Annotated in this window: 16 protein-coding genes; 11 read left to right on the top strand and 5 right to left on the bottom strand. The window is 61.0% G+C overall.

Annotated features, from left to right (window positions below):
* Nucleotides 1–329 precede the first annotated feature (329 nt).
* From FHW37_RS20610 to FHW37_RS20595, 3 genes are all read left to right on the top strand, one after another.
* A complete protein-coding gene (locus FHW37_RS20610) occupies nucleotides 330–1,313 on the top strand; it encodes a tripartite tricarboxylate transporter substrate-binding protein (protein WP_145640166.1) in 984 nt (327 codons plus the stop codon).
* 338 nt (nucleotides 1,314–1,651) lie between these two features.
* Entirely contained in the window at nucleotides 1,652–2,113 is a 462-nt protein-coding gene (locus tag FHW37_RS20600) for a tripartite tricarboxylate transporter TctB family protein (protein ID WP_145639793.1), read from the top strand.
* A 13-nt stretch (nucleotides 2,114–2,126) separates the two neighbouring features.
* Nucleotides 2,127–3,632 (top strand): tripartite tricarboxylate transporter permease, encoded by a 1,506-nt coding sequence (locus FHW37_RS20595; RefSeq protein WP_145639792.1) that lies wholly within the window; start codon nucleotides 2,127–2,129, stop codon nucleotides 3,630–3,632.
* Between the two features lie 209 nt (nucleotides 3,633–3,841).
* On the opposite strand, the gene FHW37_RS20585 is transcribed toward FHW37_RS20595, so the two are convergent.
* The gene (locus tag FHW37_RS20585; RefSeq protein WP_145639790.1) at nucleotides 3,842–4,891 is read right to left on the bottom strand and encodes a LacI family transcriptional regulator; all 1,050 of its coding nucleotides are present in this window, start codon (nucleotides 4,889–4,891) and stop codon (nucleotides 3,842–3,844) included.
* Nucleotides 4,892–5,138: 247 nt separating this feature from the next.
* Between FHW37_RS20585 and FHW37_RS20580 the strand changes: the two genes are divergently transcribed.
* The 6 genes from FHW37_RS20580 (at nucleotide 5,139) to FHW37_RS20555 (ending at nucleotide 12,616) form a co-directional block, all read left to right on the top strand.
* Entirely contained in the window at nucleotides 5,139–6,395 is a 1,257-nt protein-coding gene (locus FHW37_RS20580; protein ID WP_145639789.1) for an ABC transporter substrate-binding protein, read from the top strand.
* A gap of 232 nt (nucleotides 6,396–6,627) precedes the next feature.
* Nucleotides 6,628–7,554, top strand: a complete 927-nt coding sequence (locus FHW37_RS20575; RefSeq protein ID WP_186458340.1) for a carbohydrate ABC transporter permease — start codon at nucleotides 6,628–6,630, stop codon at nucleotides 7,552–7,554.
* On the top strand, nucleotides 7,551–8,432 hold the full coding sequence (locus tag FHW37_RS20570; RefSeq protein ID WP_145639788.1) for a carbohydrate ABC transporter permease: 882 nt from the start codon (nucleotides 7,551–7,553) through the stop codon (nucleotides 8,430–8,432). The genes FHW37_RS20575 and FHW37_RS20570 overlap by 4 nt, the downstream gene beginning before the upstream one ends.
* 5 nt (nucleotides 8,433–8,437) lie before the next feature.
* On the top strand, nucleotides 8,438–9,532 hold the full coding sequence (locus tag FHW37_RS20565; RefSeq protein WP_145639786.1) for an ABC transporter ATP-binding protein: 1,095 nt from the start codon (nucleotides 8,438–8,440) through the stop codon (nucleotides 9,530–9,532).
* Nucleotides 9,533–9,652: 120 nt separating this feature from the next.
* The gene (locus FHW37_RS20560) at nucleotides 9,653–10,672 is read left to right on the top strand and encodes a hypothetical protein (RefSeq protein ID WP_145639784.1); all 1,020 of its coding nucleotides are present in this window, start codon (nucleotides 9,653–9,655) and stop codon (nucleotides 10,670–10,672) included.
* 243 nt (nucleotides 10,673–10,915) lie between these two features.
* A complete protein-coding gene (locus FHW37_RS20555; protein ID WP_186458339.1) occupies nucleotides 10,916–12,616 on the top strand; it encodes a sensor histidine kinase in 1,701 nt (566 codons plus the stop codon).
* Nucleotides 12,617–12,660: 44 nt separating this feature from the next.
* Here FHW37_RS20555 and FHW37_RS20550 read toward each other — a convergent pair whose 3' ends face one another.
* From FHW37_RS20550 to FHW37_RS20540, 3 genes are all read right to left on the bottom strand, one after another.
* On the bottom strand, nucleotides 12,661–13,221 hold the full coding sequence (locus FHW37_RS20550; protein ID WP_145639783.1) for a type 1 glutamine amidotransferase domain-containing protein: 561 nt from the start codon (nucleotides 13,219–13,221) through the stop codon (nucleotides 12,661–12,663).
* A gap of 45 nt (nucleotides 13,222–13,266) precedes the next feature.
* Nucleotides 13,267–13,464 carry a hypothetical protein gene (locus FHW37_RS20545; protein ID WP_145639782.1) on the bottom strand — a complete coding sequence of 66 codons (198 nt, stop codon included), beginning with the start codon at nucleotides 13,462–13,464 and terminating at the stop codon, nucleotides 13,267–13,269.
* Nucleotides 13,465–13,953: 489 nt separating this feature from the next.
* Nucleotides 13,954–14,214 (bottom strand): hypothetical protein, encoded by a 261-nt coding sequence (locus tag FHW37_RS20540; RefSeq protein WP_145639780.1) that lies wholly within the window; start codon nucleotides 14,212–14,214, stop codon nucleotides 13,954–13,956.
* 204 nt (nucleotides 14,215–14,418) lie between these two features.
* On the opposite strand from FHW37_RS20540, the gene glgX reads away from it, so the two are divergent.
* On the top strand, nucleotides 14,419–16,497 hold the full coding sequence (glgX, locus tag FHW37_RS20535; protein WP_145639779.1) for a glycogen debranching protein GlgX: 2,079 nt from the start codon (nucleotides 14,419–14,421) through the stop codon (nucleotides 16,495–16,497).
* Nucleotides 16,498–16,601: 104 nt separating this feature from the next.
* Nucleotides 16,602–17,255: an alpha/beta hydrolase gene (locus FHW37_RS20530; protein WP_186458338.1), complete on the top strand. Its 654-nt coding sequence runs from the start codon at nucleotides 16,602–16,604 to the stop codon at nucleotides 17,253–17,255.
* Nucleotides 17,256–17,279: 24 nt separating this feature from the next.
* Here the strand turns inward: FHW37_RS20530 and glgA are convergent, their stop codons facing one another.
* Nucleotides 17,280–18,752 carry a glycogen synthase GlgA gene (gene glgA / locus FHW37_RS20525; protein WP_145639777.1) on the bottom strand — a complete coding sequence of 491 codons (1,473 nt, stop codon included), beginning with the start codon at nucleotides 18,750–18,752 and terminating at the stop codon, nucleotides 17,280–17,282.
* Between the last annotated feature and the right edge of the window lie 48 nt (nucleotides 18,753–18,800).

The raw sequence follows: 18,800 nt of genomic DNA, 5'->3' as shown, positions 1-18,800 counted from the left end.
GAAGGCGAGGGTGCGTCACAAAAGTTTAGCATAACCGTCGCGCAAACCGCCGCCGCCTTTGCTGCGGCATGAGCTGTCGCATCGCCACCAATCCTTGCCGCAGAAACCTGCTGATCGATGCCGGTTGAGTGCCATGGGTGGATTTCCACCCATAGGGGCGTGCGGATGTTTCGGAATCCACCCGCCGGGCAGGCCGGAGCTGCGGAAAGCGCGCGCGCAGCGCAACGGGCAATTGCGCGGCCTTCCCGGCGCAGAAACAAAGGACGTCAGGGGCGCCGGCGGGGAGGAGACCTGTACCCGGCGCCTGGTTCATCGATGGGAGGAAGATGATGAAAATTGCAAAAATGCTTGCCGGGCTGACGGCGCTTGCAGCTATTTCGCTTGGCGCAACTGTCGCCAATGCCGCCGGTTATCCCGAGCGGCAGATCACCATGGTCGTGCCGTTTGCGGCCGGCGGGCCGACTGATACGGTGGCGCGCCTCGTCGCCGAATCCATGTCGAAAAACCTTGGCCAGCAGATCGTCGTCGAAAATGTCGGCGGCGCCGGCGGCACGCTGGGTGCCGGCCGCGTCGCCTCGTCCAAGCCGGATGGCTATACGATCCTGCTGCATCATATCGGCATGGCGACCAGCGCCACGCTCTATCGCAAGCTTGCCTATGACACGCTGAACGCCTTCGAATATGTCGGCCTCGTCACCGATGTGCCGATGACGATCGTCGCCCGCAAGGACATGGCCGCTACCGATCTCAAGGGTCTGGTAGAATACGCCAAGGCCAACAAGGACAAGGTGACGGTTGCCAATGCCGGCATCGGCGCTGCCTCGCATCTTTGCGGCATGCTGTTCATGAGCTCGATCCAGACGCCGCTCGTCACCGTGCCCTACAAGGGAACCGGCCCCGCCATGACCGACCTACTGGGCGGCCAGGTGGATATCATGTGCGACCAGACCACCAATACGACCAAGCAGATCCAGGGCGGCACGATCAAGGCCTATGCCGTGACCTCGCCGGAACGGCTTTCCGTCCTGAAGGACCTGCCGACCGTCAAGGAAGCCGGCCTGCCGCAGATGGAAGTCGGTATCTGGCACGGCGTCTATGCGCCGAAGGGAACGCCGAAGGAAGCAATCGACAAGCTGGATGCGGCCTTGAAGGTTGCGCTCAAGGACCAGAATGTTGCGGCCCGTTTCGCCGAACTCGGCACCGTGCCGTCGTCCGACGCAGATGCGACGCCGGCTGCGCTGAAGGCCAAGCTGGAAAGCGAGATCGCGCGGTGGAAGCCGGTGATCGAGGCTGCCGGGCAGTATGCGGACTGAGGAGTGGGCGGGCTGATGGTCAGCTCTGCTTATCGGCCTCGCGTTGGCATTTGCCCCTCACCCTAACCCTCTCCCCGTTTTGACGGGGAGAGGGGACGTGCCTCGCTCGGCATTGGAGAGGGACGGAGGCATCGCGGCGAGCGTCCTTCTCCCCGCTTGCGGGGAGAAGGTGGCGGCAGCCGGATGAGGGGCTACGGGCGGCCGAAGGCCGATGGGGGACACAGGCAAGATTGCCGGAAGCCTCTGACGATGCCTCGAACCGCTGACTGCGCAAATCCCCCGCTGCCGACCTCCACGCCCGCACACCCGAAAAATCTCCTTCCATTCACGGAGACATCATGAATTCCCTGAAATTCGACAGTACCAATGTCATCTGCGGCCTGCTCTTCGTCCTGGCCGGCCTGTTCTTCGCCTATCAGTCGATGGAACTCGCGCTCGGCACGGCCTTCCGCATGGGGCCGGGTTATTTTCCCTTCATCCTCGCCTGCGCCCTCATGGTCTTCGGGGCGATCATCATCGTCCAGTCGGCACGGGTGAAGGGCGAGCCGATCGGGGCGCTTGCCTTTCGCGGCATGGCTTTCATCCTGCCAGCGCCGATCATTTTCGGGTTGACGGTACAGGGTCTCGGTTTCGTGCCGGCGCTGTTCATCTCGGCGCTCGTCGCATCGTTTGCCTCGCACAAGATGAAGCCAGTCACCGCCGTCATTCTCTCCGTGCTGCTGACGATCTTCTCGGTCCTCGTCTTCAGCTACGGGCTTGGCCTGCCATTCCAGCGTTTCGGGCAGTGGCTCGGTTATTGAGGATTTTTGACCCATGGAACTCTTCAACAACCTCGCGCTTGGCTTTGCCACCGCATCCTCGATCGAAAACCTGTTCTTCTGCCTGATCGGCGTTCTGCTCGGCACGCTGATCGGCGTCCTGCCCGGTATCGGCGCCACGGCGACGATTGCCATGCTTCTGCCGATCACGTTCCAGCTCGAACCGGTCTCGTCGCTGATCATGCTCGCCGGCATCTATTACGGGGCGCAATATGGCGGCTCGACCACGGCGATCCTGATCAACATGCCGGGTGAATCCTCGTCGGCCGTGACCGCGATCGACGGTTACCAGATGGCCCGCAAGGGCAAGGCGGGGGCGGCGCTGGCGATTGCGGCGCTCGGCTCATTCTTTGCCGGCACGGTATCGACCTTTCTCGTCGCCATCTTCGCGCCACCGCTCACCGAGGTTGCGTTGAAATTCGGCGCAGCCGAATATTTTTCGCTGATGGTCGTCGGCCTCGTCTCGTCGATCGCGCTGGCGCATGGGTCGATCATCAAGGCGCTGGCCATGGTCGTGCTCGGCCTTTTGCTCGGGCTGGTTGGCACCGATATCTATACCGGCACGCCGCGCTTCACGCTCGGCATCAGTGAATATGCCGACGGCCTGAATTTCGTGGCGGTTGCCGTCGGCGTGTTCGGCGTTGCAGAAATCCTGCGCAATCTCGAGGACGAAAAGACCCGCACCGTGCTGATGGCCAAAGTGTCCGGCCTGATGCCGACCCGCGAGGATTTTAGGGCCATGGTGGCGCCGGTGCTGCGCGGCACGGCGATCGGCTCCATTCTCGGCATCCTGCCGGGCGGCGGGGCGATCCTTGCCTCGTTTGCCTCCTATACGGTGGAAAAGAAGGTTTCAAAGCATCCGGAAGAATTCGGCCATGGCGCGGTTGCCGGGGTGGCGGGTCCGGAATCAGCCAACAATGCCGGCGCCCAGACCTCGTTCATTCCGCTTCTGACGCTCGGCATTCCGGCCAATCCGGTCATGGCGCTGATGGTCGGCGCGATGATCATCCAGGGGATCGTGCCCGGCCCGAATGTCGCGACCGAACAGCCGGCTCTGTTCTGGGGCATCATCGCATCGATGTGGATCGGCAACCTGATGCTCGTGGTCCTCAATCTGCCGCTGATCGGGCTGTGGGTGAAACTGCTCACCATCCCGTACTATGTGCTCTTCCCGATCATCATGGCCTTCTGTGCCATCGGGGTCTACAGCGTCAATTCCAACACCTACGACCTCTATGCCGTCGCGTTTTTCGGCCTCATTGGTTACGTGCTGACGAAACTGCGCTGCGAGCCGGCGCCGCTTCTGCTCGGCTTCGTGCTGGGGCCGCTTCTGGAGGAAAACCTACGGCGCGCGATGATCCTTTCCCGCGGTGATCCGTCCACCTTCGTGACGCGGCCGATCAGTGCGGTGCTGCTGCTGATTGCTGCGATCGTGCTGGTCGTGGTGTTCTTGCCGAGCGTAAAGAAGAAGCGCGAGGAGGTGTTTGTCGAGGAGGATTGAGGGTGTTTGTCTGACGTTCTTGTCGGGGAAATACCCCCCTCTTCCCTGCCGGGCATCTCCCCCACAAGGGGGGAGATCGACTCGCGGCTAGCTCTCGCTCATCTCGCCAGTTATGTTGAAGCAATGCCGGCGCGCCCAGCAGATCTCCCCACCTGTGGGGGAGATGCCCGGCAGGGCAGAGGGGGGCTGCCACCCACCAGTCGGCATCTTCACACCGTCTGCAACGCCTGCAATTCTCCCGGCGCCGCCCCACCGATCCGCCGCACCAAAAGTTCCCCCATCAGCCGCCCTGCCTCCGACAGATCCTCATAAATCGTCTCGATCCGCGGCCTCACCTGATCGAAAAGTCCGGATGTCTGCTTGGCAACAAGCCGCAGGTCGCGGCCGATCTGTAAGCCCAGGTCATGCGCGGCCGACATGACCGCCATGGCGGAAACTTCGCCGCCGCAGATAAAACCGTCCGGTGGATCGGATTGACCAAGTCGAGCGGCGACGTGGTCGCAGATGGCGCCGGATTTGCTGTCGAGTGTGATGCCCTCGGCGATCTCGTAGGCGACACCTTCTTCCCGCACAGCCTTGAGAAAACCCTGGCGCATGTGATGGGCGAAGGTGAACCGTTCCGGCGGCAGGATGATGAAGAGTTTTCGACAGCCGGCGCGGATCAGCGTCATCGCGGCATTATAGACGAAGAGATGGTTGTCGTAGTCGACATAAGGATGCGGCGTCGCGAGTTCGGTTCGCCCGTGACAGACGAAGGGAAAGTCGTGTTCCAGCAGGAACTTGACCCGCTCGTCGGAGGGTTCGGTGCGGCTGAACAGGATGCCGTCTGCCATGCGGTTGCGGACGATGTGCATGACCGGGTCGAGCGGCGGTGTGTCGGAGAAATGCGGGGTGATGACCAGGTGATAGGCGGTGCCGCGCAGCGAGGCCGTCAGGCCGCGGATCATCGATGTGCCGTAGCCCAGAATTTCCTCGTGCGGGTCCAAGACCAGGCTAATAACGTTGGTGCGGCCGGTGCGCAGGCGCTGGGCGGCGCGGTCGGGCAGATAGCCGAGTTCGGCAGCCGCCTGACGCACCCGGATACGGGTGTCGAGCGCGATCTGCGGATCGTCGGCCAGCGCCCGCGAAACGGTCGTCACGGCAAGCTCGGTCCGTTCGGCAACGGTTTTCAGCGTCGGCTTGCCGGCATTGACGGTACGCCTTCCCCTGCGACCCGTCGTGGCCCGGCGACCCTTTTCCTCAAGGTCGTCCAGCGGCATGTTTCTTAGTCCTCCCCACACCGCTCGGGTGCTTCTATTTATATCGTTGCAAATCGGCAGAAAGTCACTCCACCGCAGAAGAAATTTTTTGCAGATAAATCGATTTAATCGAGTTTATCAAATAAATTCCGTTGCTTGTCTGATTTTTCGATTTCCCGGTAAAGCGGATTTCACGGGTTGACACTTCCCCGACTTATATCGTTATAAATCGTTGTCCGGTGAGGAGACCGGGTTTTGGGAGGTTTCAATGACTATTCGAATGATGGGTCGGCTTGCGGCCGGCATCGCCATGATTGCCATGACTGCTGGCGCCGCAAAGGCTGCCGAGCAGGTGGAAGTTCTGCACTGGTGGACGTCCGGCGGCGAGGCTGCGGCGCTCAACGTCCTGAAGGAAAATCTTCAGAAAGAGGGTGTTTCCTGGAAGGACATGCCGGTTGCCGGTGGCGCCGGTTCGGCGGCCATGACGGCGTTGCGTGCCCGCGTGACGGCCGGCGATCCGCCGACTGCCGTGCAGCTGCTCGGTTTCGACCTGCGCGACTGGTCGGAAATGGGCGTCGCCGCCAATCTCGACGATCTCGCCAAGAAGGAAGGCTGGGACAAGGTCATTCCGGCCGCCCTGCAGGCTTTCTCCAAATATGACGGCCACTGGGTTGCAGCGCCCGTCAACATCCACTCCACCAACTGGCTGTGGCTGAACAAGGCCGCCCTCGACAAGGCTGGTGGCAAAGCCCCGACCAATATGGACGAGCTGTTTGCGCTGCTCGACAAGTTCAAGGCGCAAGGCATCACGGCACTCGCCCATGGCGGCGTTCCGTGGCAGGACGGCACGCTCTGGGAAGCCGTCGTGCTTTCGGTCGGTGGTCCGGACTTCTACAAGAAGGCCGTTCTCGACGCCGATCCGGCCGCGCTTTCGAGCGACACGATGAAAAAGGTGTTCGACGACATGTCGAAGCTGCGCACCTATTTCGACCCCAATTTCTCCGGCCGCGAATGGAACCTGTCGACCGCCCTCGTCATCGAAGGCAAGGCCGGCGCGCAGGAAATGGGCGACTGGTCGAAGGGCGAATGGCTGCGCGCCAAGAAGGAACCGGGCAAGGATTTCGTCTGCATCCGTTTCCCCGGCACGCAGGGCTCGGTCCTGTTCAACGCCGACCAGTTCATGATGTTCGACGTGGGTGAAAAGCAGCGCGACGCGCAGCTGAAGATGGCGTCCGCCGTCGAAAACCCGGCCTTCCAGATCGCCTTCAACACGGTCAAGGGTTCGGTCCCGGCCCGCACCGACATCTCGGACGAAAAGTTTGACGATTGCGCCAAGAAGGGCATGAAGGATCTGGCAGAAGCTTCGTCCAAGGGCACGCTGATGGGCTCGCTCGCCCATGGTTACGCCCAGCCGGCCGCCGTCAAGGAAGCCATGCTGGATGTCATCACCCAGCACCTCAATGGCCAGCTCACCACCGAGGCAGCGCTGAAGCGGCTGCCGGAAGCGGTTGCTGCGGCGAAGTGATGTAATGGGCGGGGTTTTGCCCCGCTTCTGAAAAAGTGCCCCTCACCCTAACCCTCTCCCCCGCAGGCGGGGAGAGGGGACGTGGCCCAAGCGGGGCAGGGAGAGTGCGGCATGTTTCCTTCTCCCCGCATGCGGGGAGAAGGTGCCCGGCAGGGCGGATGAGGGGCGGGTCGCCGACGATGCCGGCCTGCAAACCTTCACTATCTTCTCAGAAAGACTACCGGAGATCCCCATGACGACAATCGAACCGGTCCCGGTTGTTTCGCCCGAAAGGCCGCGGCGTTCCTTTGCCGATGGTCTGCGCAACGGCCTGCCAAAACTCGTCCTGGCGCCGTCCTTCGCGATCATTCTCGTCTTCGTCTACGGCTTCATTCTCTGGACGGTCTACCTGTCGTTCACGACGTCGAAAATGATGCCGATCTACAGATGGGGCGGGTTTGATGCCTATTTTCGGCTCTGGTCGCAGCCCAACTGGTATGTGGCGATGCAGAACCTCGCTATTTTTGGCGTACTTTATATCGGCATCTGCATCGCGATCGGCCTGTTCATCGCCATCCTGATGGACCAGCGGATCCGCGCCGAGGGCGTGCTTCGGCCGATCTTTCTTTATCCGATGGCGCTGTCCTTCGTCGTGACCGGTACGGCTTGGAAATGGTTTTTGAATCCCGGCCTCGGGCTTGAAAACACCATGCACAATCTCGGCTGGGCGAGTTTCAAGTTCGACTGGCTGGTGAACCCGAACATGGCGATCTACACCGTCGTCATCGCCGGTGTCTGGCAGGCTTCCGGTTTCGTCATGGCGATGTTTCTGGCGGGCCTGCGCGGGATCGACGGCGAGATGATCAAGGCGGCGCAGATCGATGGTGCCTCCACGGTCGCCATCTACCGCCGCATCATCATTCCGCTCTTACGCCCCGTCTTTCTTTCCGCCTTCATCGTGCTCGCGCATATGGCGATCAAGTCCTATGACCTGGTCATCGCGCTGACCGGCGGCGGGCCGGGCAATGCCACCGAGCTGCCCTCCACCTTCATGTATTCCTACACGTTCAACCGCAACCAGATGGCGGTCGGCTCGGCCAGTGCCGTGATGATGCTGATGGGGATCACCGCGATCATCGTGCCCTATCTCTATTCCGAGCTCAGGGAGAAGAACCAATGAGCGGCGCCACCGAAACAGTCTCCGCCGGTTCGGCGCGGACCGCCCGTTATTTCATCTATGCGGCGCTGATCGTGCTGGCGCTGGTCTACTTGCTGCCGCTCTATGTGATGCTGACTACCTCGCTCAAATCGCTCGACGAGATCCGCGGCGGCGACATGCTGGCGCTGCCGAAGGATCCGTCCGTTGCCGCCTGGGTCAAAGCCTGGGGCGAGGCCTGTATCGGCGTCTCCTGCGTCGGCATCAAAGGCTATTTCTGGAATTCGCTGAAAATGGTCGTGCCGGCGGTCGCCATCTCGACGCTGTTGGGCGCGCTGAACGGATACGTGCTGACCAAATGGCGGTTTCCCGGCCACAAGATCGTGTTCGGCATGATGCTGTTTGCCTGCTTCATCCCGTTTCAGGCGGTGCTGATCCCGATGGCGCGGCTCTTGGGCGCGGCCGGCCTTTCCAATTCCACCGCAGGCCTCGTCTTCGTCCATGTCGTTTACGGCCTCGGCTTCACGACACTGTTCTTCCGCAATTATTACGAGGCTTTTCCGGATGAGCTGGTGAAGGCCGCGATGATCGACGGGGCGGGGTTCTTCCGCATCTTCTGGCGCATCATGCTACCGACCTCGGGGCCGATCATCGTCGTCACCGTCATCTACCAGTTCACCAATATCTGGAACGATTTTCTGTTCGGCGTGTCCTTCTCGTCCGGCGAAGCCTCGCCGATGACGGTGGCGCTCAACAACCTCGTTTCCTCCTCCACCGGCGTCAAGGAATACAATGTCGACATGGCGGCTGCCGTGTTCGCAGCCCTTCCGACGCTCTTCGTCTACGTCGTCGCCGGACGCTATTTCGTGCGTGGCCTGATGGCCGGCGCCGTGAAGGGATAATTTTCATGAGCTTTCTCGAAATCAAGAACCTGCGCAAGAAGATCGGCAGCGTCGAGATCCTCAAGGGCATTGATATCAGCCTGGAAAAGGGCGGCTTCCTCGTTCTCGTCGGTCCCTCCGGCTGCGGCAAGTCCACGCTTCTGAACGCCATTGCCGGCCTTTTGCCGCCAAGCTCGGGCGATATCGTCATCGACGGGCAGGTGGTGACCGACCTGCATCCGTCGAAGCGCGATATTGCCATGGTTTTTCAGTCCTATGCGCTTTATCCGAACATGACGGTGGAAGAGAATATCGCTTTTGCGTTGGAAATGCGCGGCGTGGACAAGGCGGCGCGCGCCACTGCCGTCGCGCAGGTGGCGAAGACCTTGCAGATCGAACACCTTTTGAAGCGCCGCCCGAGCCAGCTTTCCGGCGGTCAGCGGCAGCGTGTCGCCATGGGACGGGCGCTGGTGCGCCAGCCGCGCGTCTTCCTGTTCGACGAACCGCTTTCCAATCTCGATGCGAAACTGCGTGTCGAAGTGCGGGCCGAGATCAAGTCGCTGCACCAGAACACAAATGCCACGATCGTCTACGTCACCCATGACCAGATCGAGGCGATGACGCTGGCGACCAAAATCGTCGTCCTGAAGGAAGGCGTGGTGCAGCAGGTCGGCACGCCGGCGGAAATCTACAATCGTCCGGCCAATCTCTTCGTTGCCGATTTCATGGGCTCGCCAGCGATGAACATGCTGAAGGGCAGGGCGGTTGTCGGCGGCATTGCGCTGTTCGGCAAGGACGGCGTCATCGTGCCGATCCCGCCTTCGGTCACCGGCAGCCTTACGGAAGGCAAGGAAGTCATTCTCGGCCTGCGCCCCGAGGCGATCACCGACGAAAGCCTTGCGGACCAGACGGCCCGTTCCGTCGCCCGCATCGAGGCGGCGGTGACGATGATCGAACCGACCGGATCCGACACGTTCGTGACCGGCAAGATCGACGGCGCAAGTTTTACCGCCCGCACCCGTGCCGATGTGCCGGTCGAGCTTGGCCAGAATTTCCGTTTTGCCTTCAATCTGGACAAGGCGGTGGTGTTTGATCCGGAGAGCGGCAGGCGGCTCGATTGAGCTGCAACCTGCATGAGTGTTGCATTTTTATCCGTTTCTTTTCAGATGGTTAGGTGATTATAGGGAACTATTCCTGTCCTAATCCCATTCCCTTGGCGAGATGAAACCAAGGGAGGCGTCATGACTCTGACCCGTGATTTCACGCCCTACGACTCGCGTAGCGGCAATGTTTCCAACCCTGTGCGCAGGGCTTTCGCCAAATCCTGGGGCGCCGAATATGTCGGCGACGACCGGGTTCTGTTCCGGCTCTGGGCGCCCGATCTGGAGCGACTGCGCCTGCGCATCGATGGCCGCAATCGCGAAATGCTGCCGGCCGGCAATGGCTGGTTCACGCTCACCGTCGAGGGTGCCGGCCCGGGCACGCGCTACAATTTCGTCATGCCGGACGGCAAGGTGATGGCCGACCCGGCATCGCGTGCCCAGGATGGCGGTATCAACGCTGCCTCGCTGGTGGTCGACCCGACCACCTATCGCTGGATCGCTGCCGACTGGCAGGGCCATTCCTGGGATGAGGCGGTGCTGCATGAGCTGAATATCGGCACCTTCACCCCGGAGGGCACGTTTCGCGCCGCCATTGCACGGCTGCCGGAGCTTGCTGCGCGCGGGATCACCATGCTGCAGCTGATGCCGGTCAACCGGTTTTCGGGTGGCGCGGATGAGCATGTCCCGCCCTATGCGCCACACCATGCCTATGGTTCGCCGGACGATATGAAGGCGTTTGTCGATGCCGCGCACCGGCATGGCCTATCGGTCATGCTCGACGTCGTCTATACCAATGCCGGCCTGAACGGCCTGCTGTTCGAGCCCTATCTGCCGTCCTTCTTCGAACAGGGCAGGGAGGCGCTGCAGGAGGGTGTCAAAAAGCCTGCGATCGATTATGGCCAGAGCGCCGTGCGCAGCTTCTTCGTTGAGAATGCCCTCTATTGGCTCGAGGAATTCAATCTCGATGGCCTGCGGTTGGATGCGGTCGAGTGGATCGCAGATGCGACATCGCCGGTGCATTTTCTGGCCGAGCTTTCGGAACGGGTACGGGAAAACATGCCCGGCCGCGCGCGCCATCTCGTCACGGCAGATCATGGTGATCTCGCGTCCTATCTCGAGCAACGCATTCCCGATGCAGCTCGAAAAGATGGTAGTTGAGGCGGGGTTTTTCTCTTCCGTCGGCCATCCGTCTCGCAAGGGAGGCCATGCGGTACGCTTCTGTGCCGTATGGCCGAGTGGGCTCGAAAGTCTGTGGCATTGCCAATCAAATCCTTGGCCCGTCCGCCAAAAATGGGTAGAACCGGATTGTTGCTTGTAGAGGCAAGAGGGCGGGATATTGAATGATGAACGGTCGCAGGTAAAAGCTTACCTGCCGGATCCTTCATGCTGCGAACACGCGTGATGACCAGATTTTCGCGCCTGTTCCCGACGGCGTCGATCGGTGCCTATCTCATTGCGCTTGCAGTGGGAGTGGCATTGCCGTTGCTGGTTTTCGTCGGCTTCCTGATGTACCAGCTGGAAAATCACGAACGCGAGCGCCTTTCCGCAGACACGGCCGAGGATGCGCAGCTGATCGCCCGTTCGGTCGATCGCGAATTGCAGGACATGGCAACGACGCTGCGCCTGCTCGTTGCCTCTCCCGAGCTTGCCTCGCGCGATCTGCGTGCCTTTCATAACCGCACCCAGAACAGTCTTCGCTCCAATTCCCTGTTCGTTATCCTGGTGGACAAGGACGGCCAGCTGAAACTCAATACCCGAGTGCCCTTCGATACGCCGCTCGGCAAGGCTGGCAATGTTCCATCCGTGCTGTCCGTCGTAAAGTCGGGCGTGACGGAAGTGTCGAACGTGTTTGTCGGCACGACCAGCGGCAAATGGGTTTTCAACGTTGCCGCTCCGGTGCCGAAGGAAGTCTCGCCCAGCGGCGACGTGATGATCATCACCCAGAATGCCGAGGATCTGAAGAAGCTGATCTCGACGGAAGGCCTGCCCAGCGGCTGGTCGGCGGCGGTGCTGGATGGTTCTGGCCACGTGGTCACCTCTGCCGGTGCGGAAAAGATGGCGGAGGGCAGCCAGTTTCCAGTCGATACGCTGCATCTTATGACCGGCTTCAAGGGCACGATCGAGGATGTCGGCGGCAACGGCAAGCAGATGTATGGTTATGCGCAGATCACCGGCTGGACCTGGAAGGCGGTGGTCTGGGGTCCGATCGCCTCTGCCCAGGAAGGTATCAACACGACCTGGCGGCAGCTGATTTCCGGCGGTGTCATCTTTATCGCGATTGCGGCACTCTCCGCCTATATGGTGGCGCGGCAGCTGCGCCAGCCGATCCGCCAGATCGCCCATATGGCCGAGCGCATGGGCGCGGGCGAGATCGTTTCGCCGGTACAGACCAGGATCACCGAAGCCAATCAGGTGGCGATTGCACTCTCAAACGCCTCCTTCGACCGTAGCCAGGCGGAAGACCGCACCCATCTCGTCCTGCATGAACTCGTGCACCGGACGAAGAATATTCTGACCCTAGTGCAGGCGATGATGCGCCAGCTCGCGCGTCAGGACACCAGCATGGAAGAATTCCAGAAGGCGATCGGCAACCGTCTTCAGGGCTTGGGCAAATCTGTCGAGGCGCTGGCGCGGGCGCAATGGACCGGTGTCGCCATGCGCCGTGTCATCGAAATCCACATGAGCACGTTTGCGGAGGTTGCCGACCGCGTCGATATCGGCGGCGAGGATTTCGTGCTGACGGCGGAAGCGGTGCAGAATCTTGGCCTGATCCTGCACGAGCTCGCCACCAATTCGATCAAATACGGAGCGCTTTCCGTTCCGCAGGGCAAGGTCCGCATCTTCTGGATGGATATCAAGGAAGAGGGTGCCGAAAGCCCGAAAATGGCGCTGACCTGGGAAGAGACGGGCGGCCCGCTCGTGACCGAGCCGAAACGCAAGGGTTTTGGCACGACGATCATTCAGCGGCATGCAACAGCGGCGTTTTCGGCGGTGGTGGAGGTCGATTTCCGGCCGGAGGGTCTTGTCTGGACACTGCTTGGTCCGCGCGCAAAATTCGAGCGGCGCGAGGGCGGCGACACAATCCAGTCCATCGCCATATAAGGAAACCGCCCGAAGTTTTGCCCGGGCGGTCTCGTTTTCATCCGTTATGCGGCGCGCCGGTTATGCAGGCCTTCGCGCACTTCCTCGATGATCTTCGCCACGAATTGCGGCAGGTCCTTCGGTGAGCGTGAGGTGACGATGCCGTTGTCGACGACGACAGCCTCATCCTTCCAGGCGGCGCCGGCATTGCGCAGGTCGGTGCGGATCGAGTGATAGGAAGTCGCGTTGCGGCCCCGCAGCGCATCCGCCTCGACCAGCAGCCAGGGGCCGTGGCAGATCGCGGCGACTGTCTTGCCGCTCTTCACGAAATCGCGCACGACGCGGATCGCTTCTTCGTTACCGCGCAGGATGTCCGGGTTGATCTGGCCGCCGGGCAGGACAAGCGCATCGAAATCGGCAGCGCGGACATTTTTGGCTTCGAGATCCACCGTCACGGTATCGCCCCAGTCCTTCTCGTCCCAGCTCTTGATTTCGCCGGTCTTGATCGAGGCGATCTTCACATCGGCGCCCTGCTTTTTCAGCTTGTCGAGCGGCACGCGCAGCTCCGAACGTTCATAGCCGTCAGTTGCCAGGATCAGGATCGAAGCGGATTCTATCTCTGTCATCTTATACTCCTTGTTTTCTTTGTTTTTTGGTTTCTTGGACGGCCGTCAGAGGCGGCCTGTCGACAGGTCCCGGCCATTGATCGAGGCCGGCACGCTGATCTCTTCACGCGGTGATTTCGGCAGCGGCAGGATCACCGCATCCGGAACGACGACCTGAAGTTCTTCCGGCCGTGCGCTTGCAAACGTCTTGTTGGGCCCACCAATCGCGAACCGGCTTTTCAGCATTCTGAATAGATGTTGCATGGTCATCTCCCGTCGTGAGTGCGGGCGATCTGCCCGAGCACATGGAGACAAACCCGGGGAATAGGCAAACGTTCCAATTGTTTTCAGCCTGTCGCATAACGTGAAAAACGCCCGGGAACGCTTTTCCTGCGCCGGGCGTTTCATCCTGTTTGCTTTTGATTGTGTTGCGAAAAAATATGCCAGCAGGCGCCGTAGCGCACCTGCTGGCCAGCTGGTCAGGCTTTCAGGCAAGGCGCCCGAGCGACCACGCTCTCCTCCTCTGGAGAGGCTGATATCAGATCGGTACGATCATCATGTAGCAGGCAGCGATCACCAAAACGAAGCCTGCGGCCTCCACCCATTCCCTGACCATAGATGCCTCCGTAATCTCATGACCATGAACGATAAAAAGGCATTTTTGTTCCGCGAAAAAGCCATAAACGTGGCAGGTTCGCCATAAATATGAAATTTCACTGAATTGTCATGTTGGGAGCGGCAAAAGGCGCGGTTTCAGCTGCGTCCGGATCGCGCGCGGGCTGCCTCGAGAATGGTGCGCATCTCGCGTGCCATCTCGTTTTCGATCGCGAAGGCGGGTTCAGGATCGGCGCCGGGATCTTCTTCGCCATCCTTGAAGGTCGCGTCGTCGCGCAGCTTCTGCACGAAGCCGGTGATCGTGACCTCGCCGCCAATCATCGCCGCCAGCAATTCGATCATCAGCTCGCGATAGGCATTCAGCCGGCCCTCCAGCTCTTCGATCGTCGGGGTGCTCATCCTGTCTCTCCCATTCCGGTCTGGTGGTCTTTTGAGAGGAGATAGCGGACGAGCGTGAGGGAGCAATGCCGGCAGGACAAGCAGCGTGCCCGGACTTTCTATCCGCCGGGCCGAAGACCTTATTTTTCAGCACATCGGAACGAAATGCCGTGCTGCACCATTATGCGGGCGATCTTCAAGAAAGTCCGGCCAAAGGGGTGTTGAATGGATACCAAGTCGAACCATTTCGTCGTCGAGCAGGGCAACTGGCAGCAGCTGGGCGCCAATTACGACGGCGAGGGCGTCAATTTCGCGATCTTCTCCGCCCATGCCGAGCGCGTCGAGCTCTGCCTTTACGACAATAGCGGGAAGATCGAGATCGCCCGGCTCGACCTGCCGGAATATACCAATGAGGTCTGGCACGGTTATGTCCCGGGCCTGAAGCCCGGCGCGCTTTACGGTTTTCGCGTGCACGGCCCCTATGATCCGGAAAACGGCCATCGCTTCAATCCGAACAAGCTGCTGATCGATCCTTATGCCCGCGAGCTGGTCGGGGATGTGGAATGGAACGAGGCGCATTTCGCCTATGACCTTCTACACCAGGACAAGGACCTGACCTTCGATACCCGCGACAGCGCTCCTTTCATGCCGAAATGCCGGGTGATCGATCCCAACGAGTTCGACTGGCAGGACAAGAATCGCCCAAACATTTCCTGGGGCAGGACCAGCGTCTACGAAACGCATGTCAAAGGTTTTACCCAGCTCAATCCCGGCCTGCCGAAGGAGCTGCGCGGCACGTTCGAAGGCATGGGTCACAAGGCTTCCGTCGATTACATCAAGAGCCTCGGTATCACCTCGGTCGAGCTGATGCCGGTCCACTGGTTCCCCGACGACCAGCACCTGCTCGACAGGGGCCTCAAGAACTTTTGGGGTTACAATACGCTCGGTTTCTTCGCGCCGGCCTCGCGTTATTACGGGCCGAAGGGCATCCAGGGTTTTCGCGACATGGTGCGTGGTTTCCACGATGCCGGGATCGAGGTCATTCTCGACGTGGTCTACAACCACACGGCCGAAGGCAACGAGCTCGGGCCGACGCTCTCCTTCAAGGGCATCGACAATTTTTCCTATTACCGGACGATGCCGGACCAGCATCGTTATTACATCAACGACACCGGCACCGGGAACACGGTCAACACCTCGCATCCGCGGGTGCTGCAGATGGTGATGGACAGTCTGCGCTACTGGGCCGAGTCCATGCATATCGACGGGTTCCGTTTCGATCTCGGCACCATTCTCGGCCGCGAGCCGGAAGGGTTCGACCAGCGCGGCGGCTTCTTCGATGCGGTGACGCAGGATCCGGTTCTGTCAAAACTCAAGCTGATCGGCGAGCCCTGGGATATCGGCCCCGGGGGGTATCAGGTCGGCAGTTTTCCGCCGGGCTGGGCGGAATGGAACGACAAGTATCGCGATACTCTGCGCGAATACTGGAAGGGCGACAATGTCTCGACCGATTTCGCCGCCCGCCTGCTGGGTTCCGGCGATCTTTATGACCAGCGCGGCCGCCGGCCCTGGGCTTCGGTCAATTTCATCACCGCCCATGACGGCTTCACCCTCAACGACCTCGTCTCCTATAACGAGAAGCATAACGAGGATAATGGCGAGGACAATAACGACGGGCATAACGACAACCGGTCCTACAATTACGGTGCCGAAGGCCCGACCGAGGACGAGGGCATCAATGCGGTGCGCGAGCGCCAGAAGCGCAATTTTCTCGCCACGCTGTTCTTCTCGCACGGTACGCCGATGCTGCTGGCCGGCGACGAGTTCGGCCGCAGCCAGATGGGCAATAACAATGGCTATTGCCAGGACAGCGAGATCTCCTGGGTGCATTGGGAAAACCTGCCCGAAAGCTGCGAGGAACTGCGCGAATTCACCCGCGAGATCATCAAGCTGCGCAAGGAACAGCCGCTTCTGCGGCGGGAAAACTGGCGCGACGGCATGGACATCAAGTGGTTCAATGCCGGTGGCGGTTTCCAGCAGCCGGAACAGTGGGACGAAGGCTCGACGCTCGGCGTTTATATCGGCCGTGGCGACCTGAAGCAGGAAGAGGGCATCTGGCACGACGTGCTGATGCTGTTCAATCCGTTCGAAGGCAATGTGCCCTTCCGCATTCCGCAGTTCGGCGAGGGTGGCTGGGTGCTGGAACTGACGACCTCCGACGTCGCCAAGCGCGGGCTCGTCATCACCAAGGAAAAGGATTTCGAGCTCGAAGGCCGCAGCCTGGCGCTGTTCCGCCGGCCGTAAACGGTCACATACCAAATCCATCAGGAGGCCGGCCGATGTGTCGGCCTTTTTGGTGTTCTAGGGGAATGTTGCCTCCGTCATGCGGTTCGCGCTAGAGCCGAAGCATGGCGAAAGCATTCGAGGCGAACCGGATCATGCGGCAGGTGGCGGGCATTCAGTTTCTGGAGCTTTTGAGCACTGCGCCCGATCTCGCGCCGCTCGTCCTCCTGCATGGAAGCGGCCGACGGGAAGACGATCTTCTGGAATTTGCCGCGGCGATCGCGCCGGAGCGGTCCGTTTTTGCGCTGCGTGGCAGCGTGCCGCTCGACGGCGGTTTTGCCCTTTTCAACCGCAATCCGGATCGGTCTCTGGACCATGGGGAGATCGTACGGGCCATGGGGCCGCTTGCCGATTTCCTCGGTTGGCTAGGAGACGAGGGGCGGCCAGTGCCGGTTCTCGTCGGCTATTCCAATGGTGCGATCGCCGCGGCTGCTCTTCTGGCAAAGGCGCCGCTTCTCTCCTGCGGAGCGATCCTGATGCGACCGATGTCACCCTTTGCAAAGGCGATCGAAACTGATCTTGCCGGTTATCCCGTTCTGAGCCTCTCGGCCGCAAAGGACGAGCGCAGGACGCCTTCGGATGCGCCTGAACTCGAAAGCCAATTGAGACAGGCCGGTGCCTCGGTGGAGACCCATGTCCTTCCGGGTGGTCATGGGTGGGATGAGGAGGGGCGCGACATTTCTCTGTCGCGAAAATGGCTGGAGACGGCCCGTCTTTGATCGGGCCGTCATGCCCCTTAAAGACTAGAGCGCAAGGCTGGTGGATCTGACGGTGCGTCCCGCCTTGCGCAGGAGATCCGCATAAACCACGGCATATTGCTGCGCGCTGCGCTCCCAGGAAAATTTCGCCTTCATGCCCTGGTTCTGCAGGCGCGCCCACATTTTCGGGTCTTCGAAAGCGTGGATCGCGCGGCGAAGCGCCAGTCGCAGGCCGTCTGTCGTGACCGGGTGGAACTGAAAACCGGTTGCAACGCGCGCCGACATGGCCGCGTCATTGGCGTCGATGATGGTTTCAGACAGGCCGCCGGTGCGCGAGACAACCGGCACGGTGCCGTAGCGCAGGGCGTAGAGCTGCGTTAGCCCACAGGGCTCGAAACGCGACGGCTGGACGATCGCGTCCGAACCGGCATGGATCAGATGGGCGGTCGGTTCGTCATAACCGATATGGACGGCCATGCGGCCGGGATAACGCGCCGCAGTCGCAAGCAGCGCCTGTTCGATATCGCGGTCGCCCTGGCCGAAAACGATGACACGGCCGTCATTGTGGATGACCTCGTCCGCCGTGCTGGCGAACATGTCAAAACCCTTCTGCCAGGTCAGGCGGCTGACGGCCGAGACGACCGGGCCGCGGCCCGGCGCATCGAGCCCGAATTTTTCGAGCAGGATGCTGCGGTTCTCGCGCTTCCGGCGCAGTGCGTTGACGTCGTAATTGCGGGGAACATGCGGGTCGATCGCGGGATCCCAGATGTCGAGATCGATGCCGTTGACAATGCCTTTCAGGACCGAAACGCGTTCGTTCAGCACGCCGTCGAGACCCATGCCGAAGCGCGGTGTCAGCACTTCGCGCGCATAGGTGGGGCTGACCGTGGTGATTGCATCGGCCGTCTGCAGCCCGCCCTTGAGGAAGCTGATATCGCCGAAATATTCCAGGCTGGATGTGGAATAAAGCGAAGGCGGCAGGCCGAGCGCCGGCAGAAGGTCTGCCGAGAACTGGCCCTGGAAGGCGATGTTGTGAATGGTGATGACGACCGGCGTCCTGCAGCCCATTTCGCGCATGTAGACGGAGGTCATGGCGGATTGCCAGTCATGGGTATGGACGATATCCGGCGTCCAGCCCGGCAAAAGGCCCATGGCGATTTCGGCGCCGGCCCGGGAGAGAGCTGCGAAACGGCGCCAGTTGTCGTGGTGGTCGCGGCCCGTTCCATCGACATAGGGACCGCCCGGCCGGTTATAGAGTTCCGGCGCATCGAGGACGAAAAGGTTGAGGCCGTCGATACGTGCATGGATCAGCGAGGCGCGGACGCCGAGCAGGTCTTCGAAGACCGCCAGCGGCGTGGCATTGCCGAGCATGTCCATCACTTTCGGATAGCCGGGAATGAGGGATGTCGTCTCGACGCCAAAACTTTCCATCGCCTTGGGCAGGGAGCCGGTGACGTCGGCCAGACCACCTGTCTTCACCAGCGGGAAGATTTCCGAGGTGACGGACAGGATTTTCATTGCGGCAGCTTCTCCATTCCCGCGTTCAACGACTGGCGCCCGGTTGAC

It is taken from the genome of Neorhizobium alkalisoli (genome assembly GCF_007829835.1).
Classification (GTDB): domain Bacteria; phylum Pseudomonadota; class Alphaproteobacteria; order Rhizobiales; family Rhizobiaceae; genus Neorhizobium.
The sequence above is the reverse complement of the archived record's forward strand: the minus strand, read 5'-3'. Positions and strand labels throughout refer to the sequence as shown.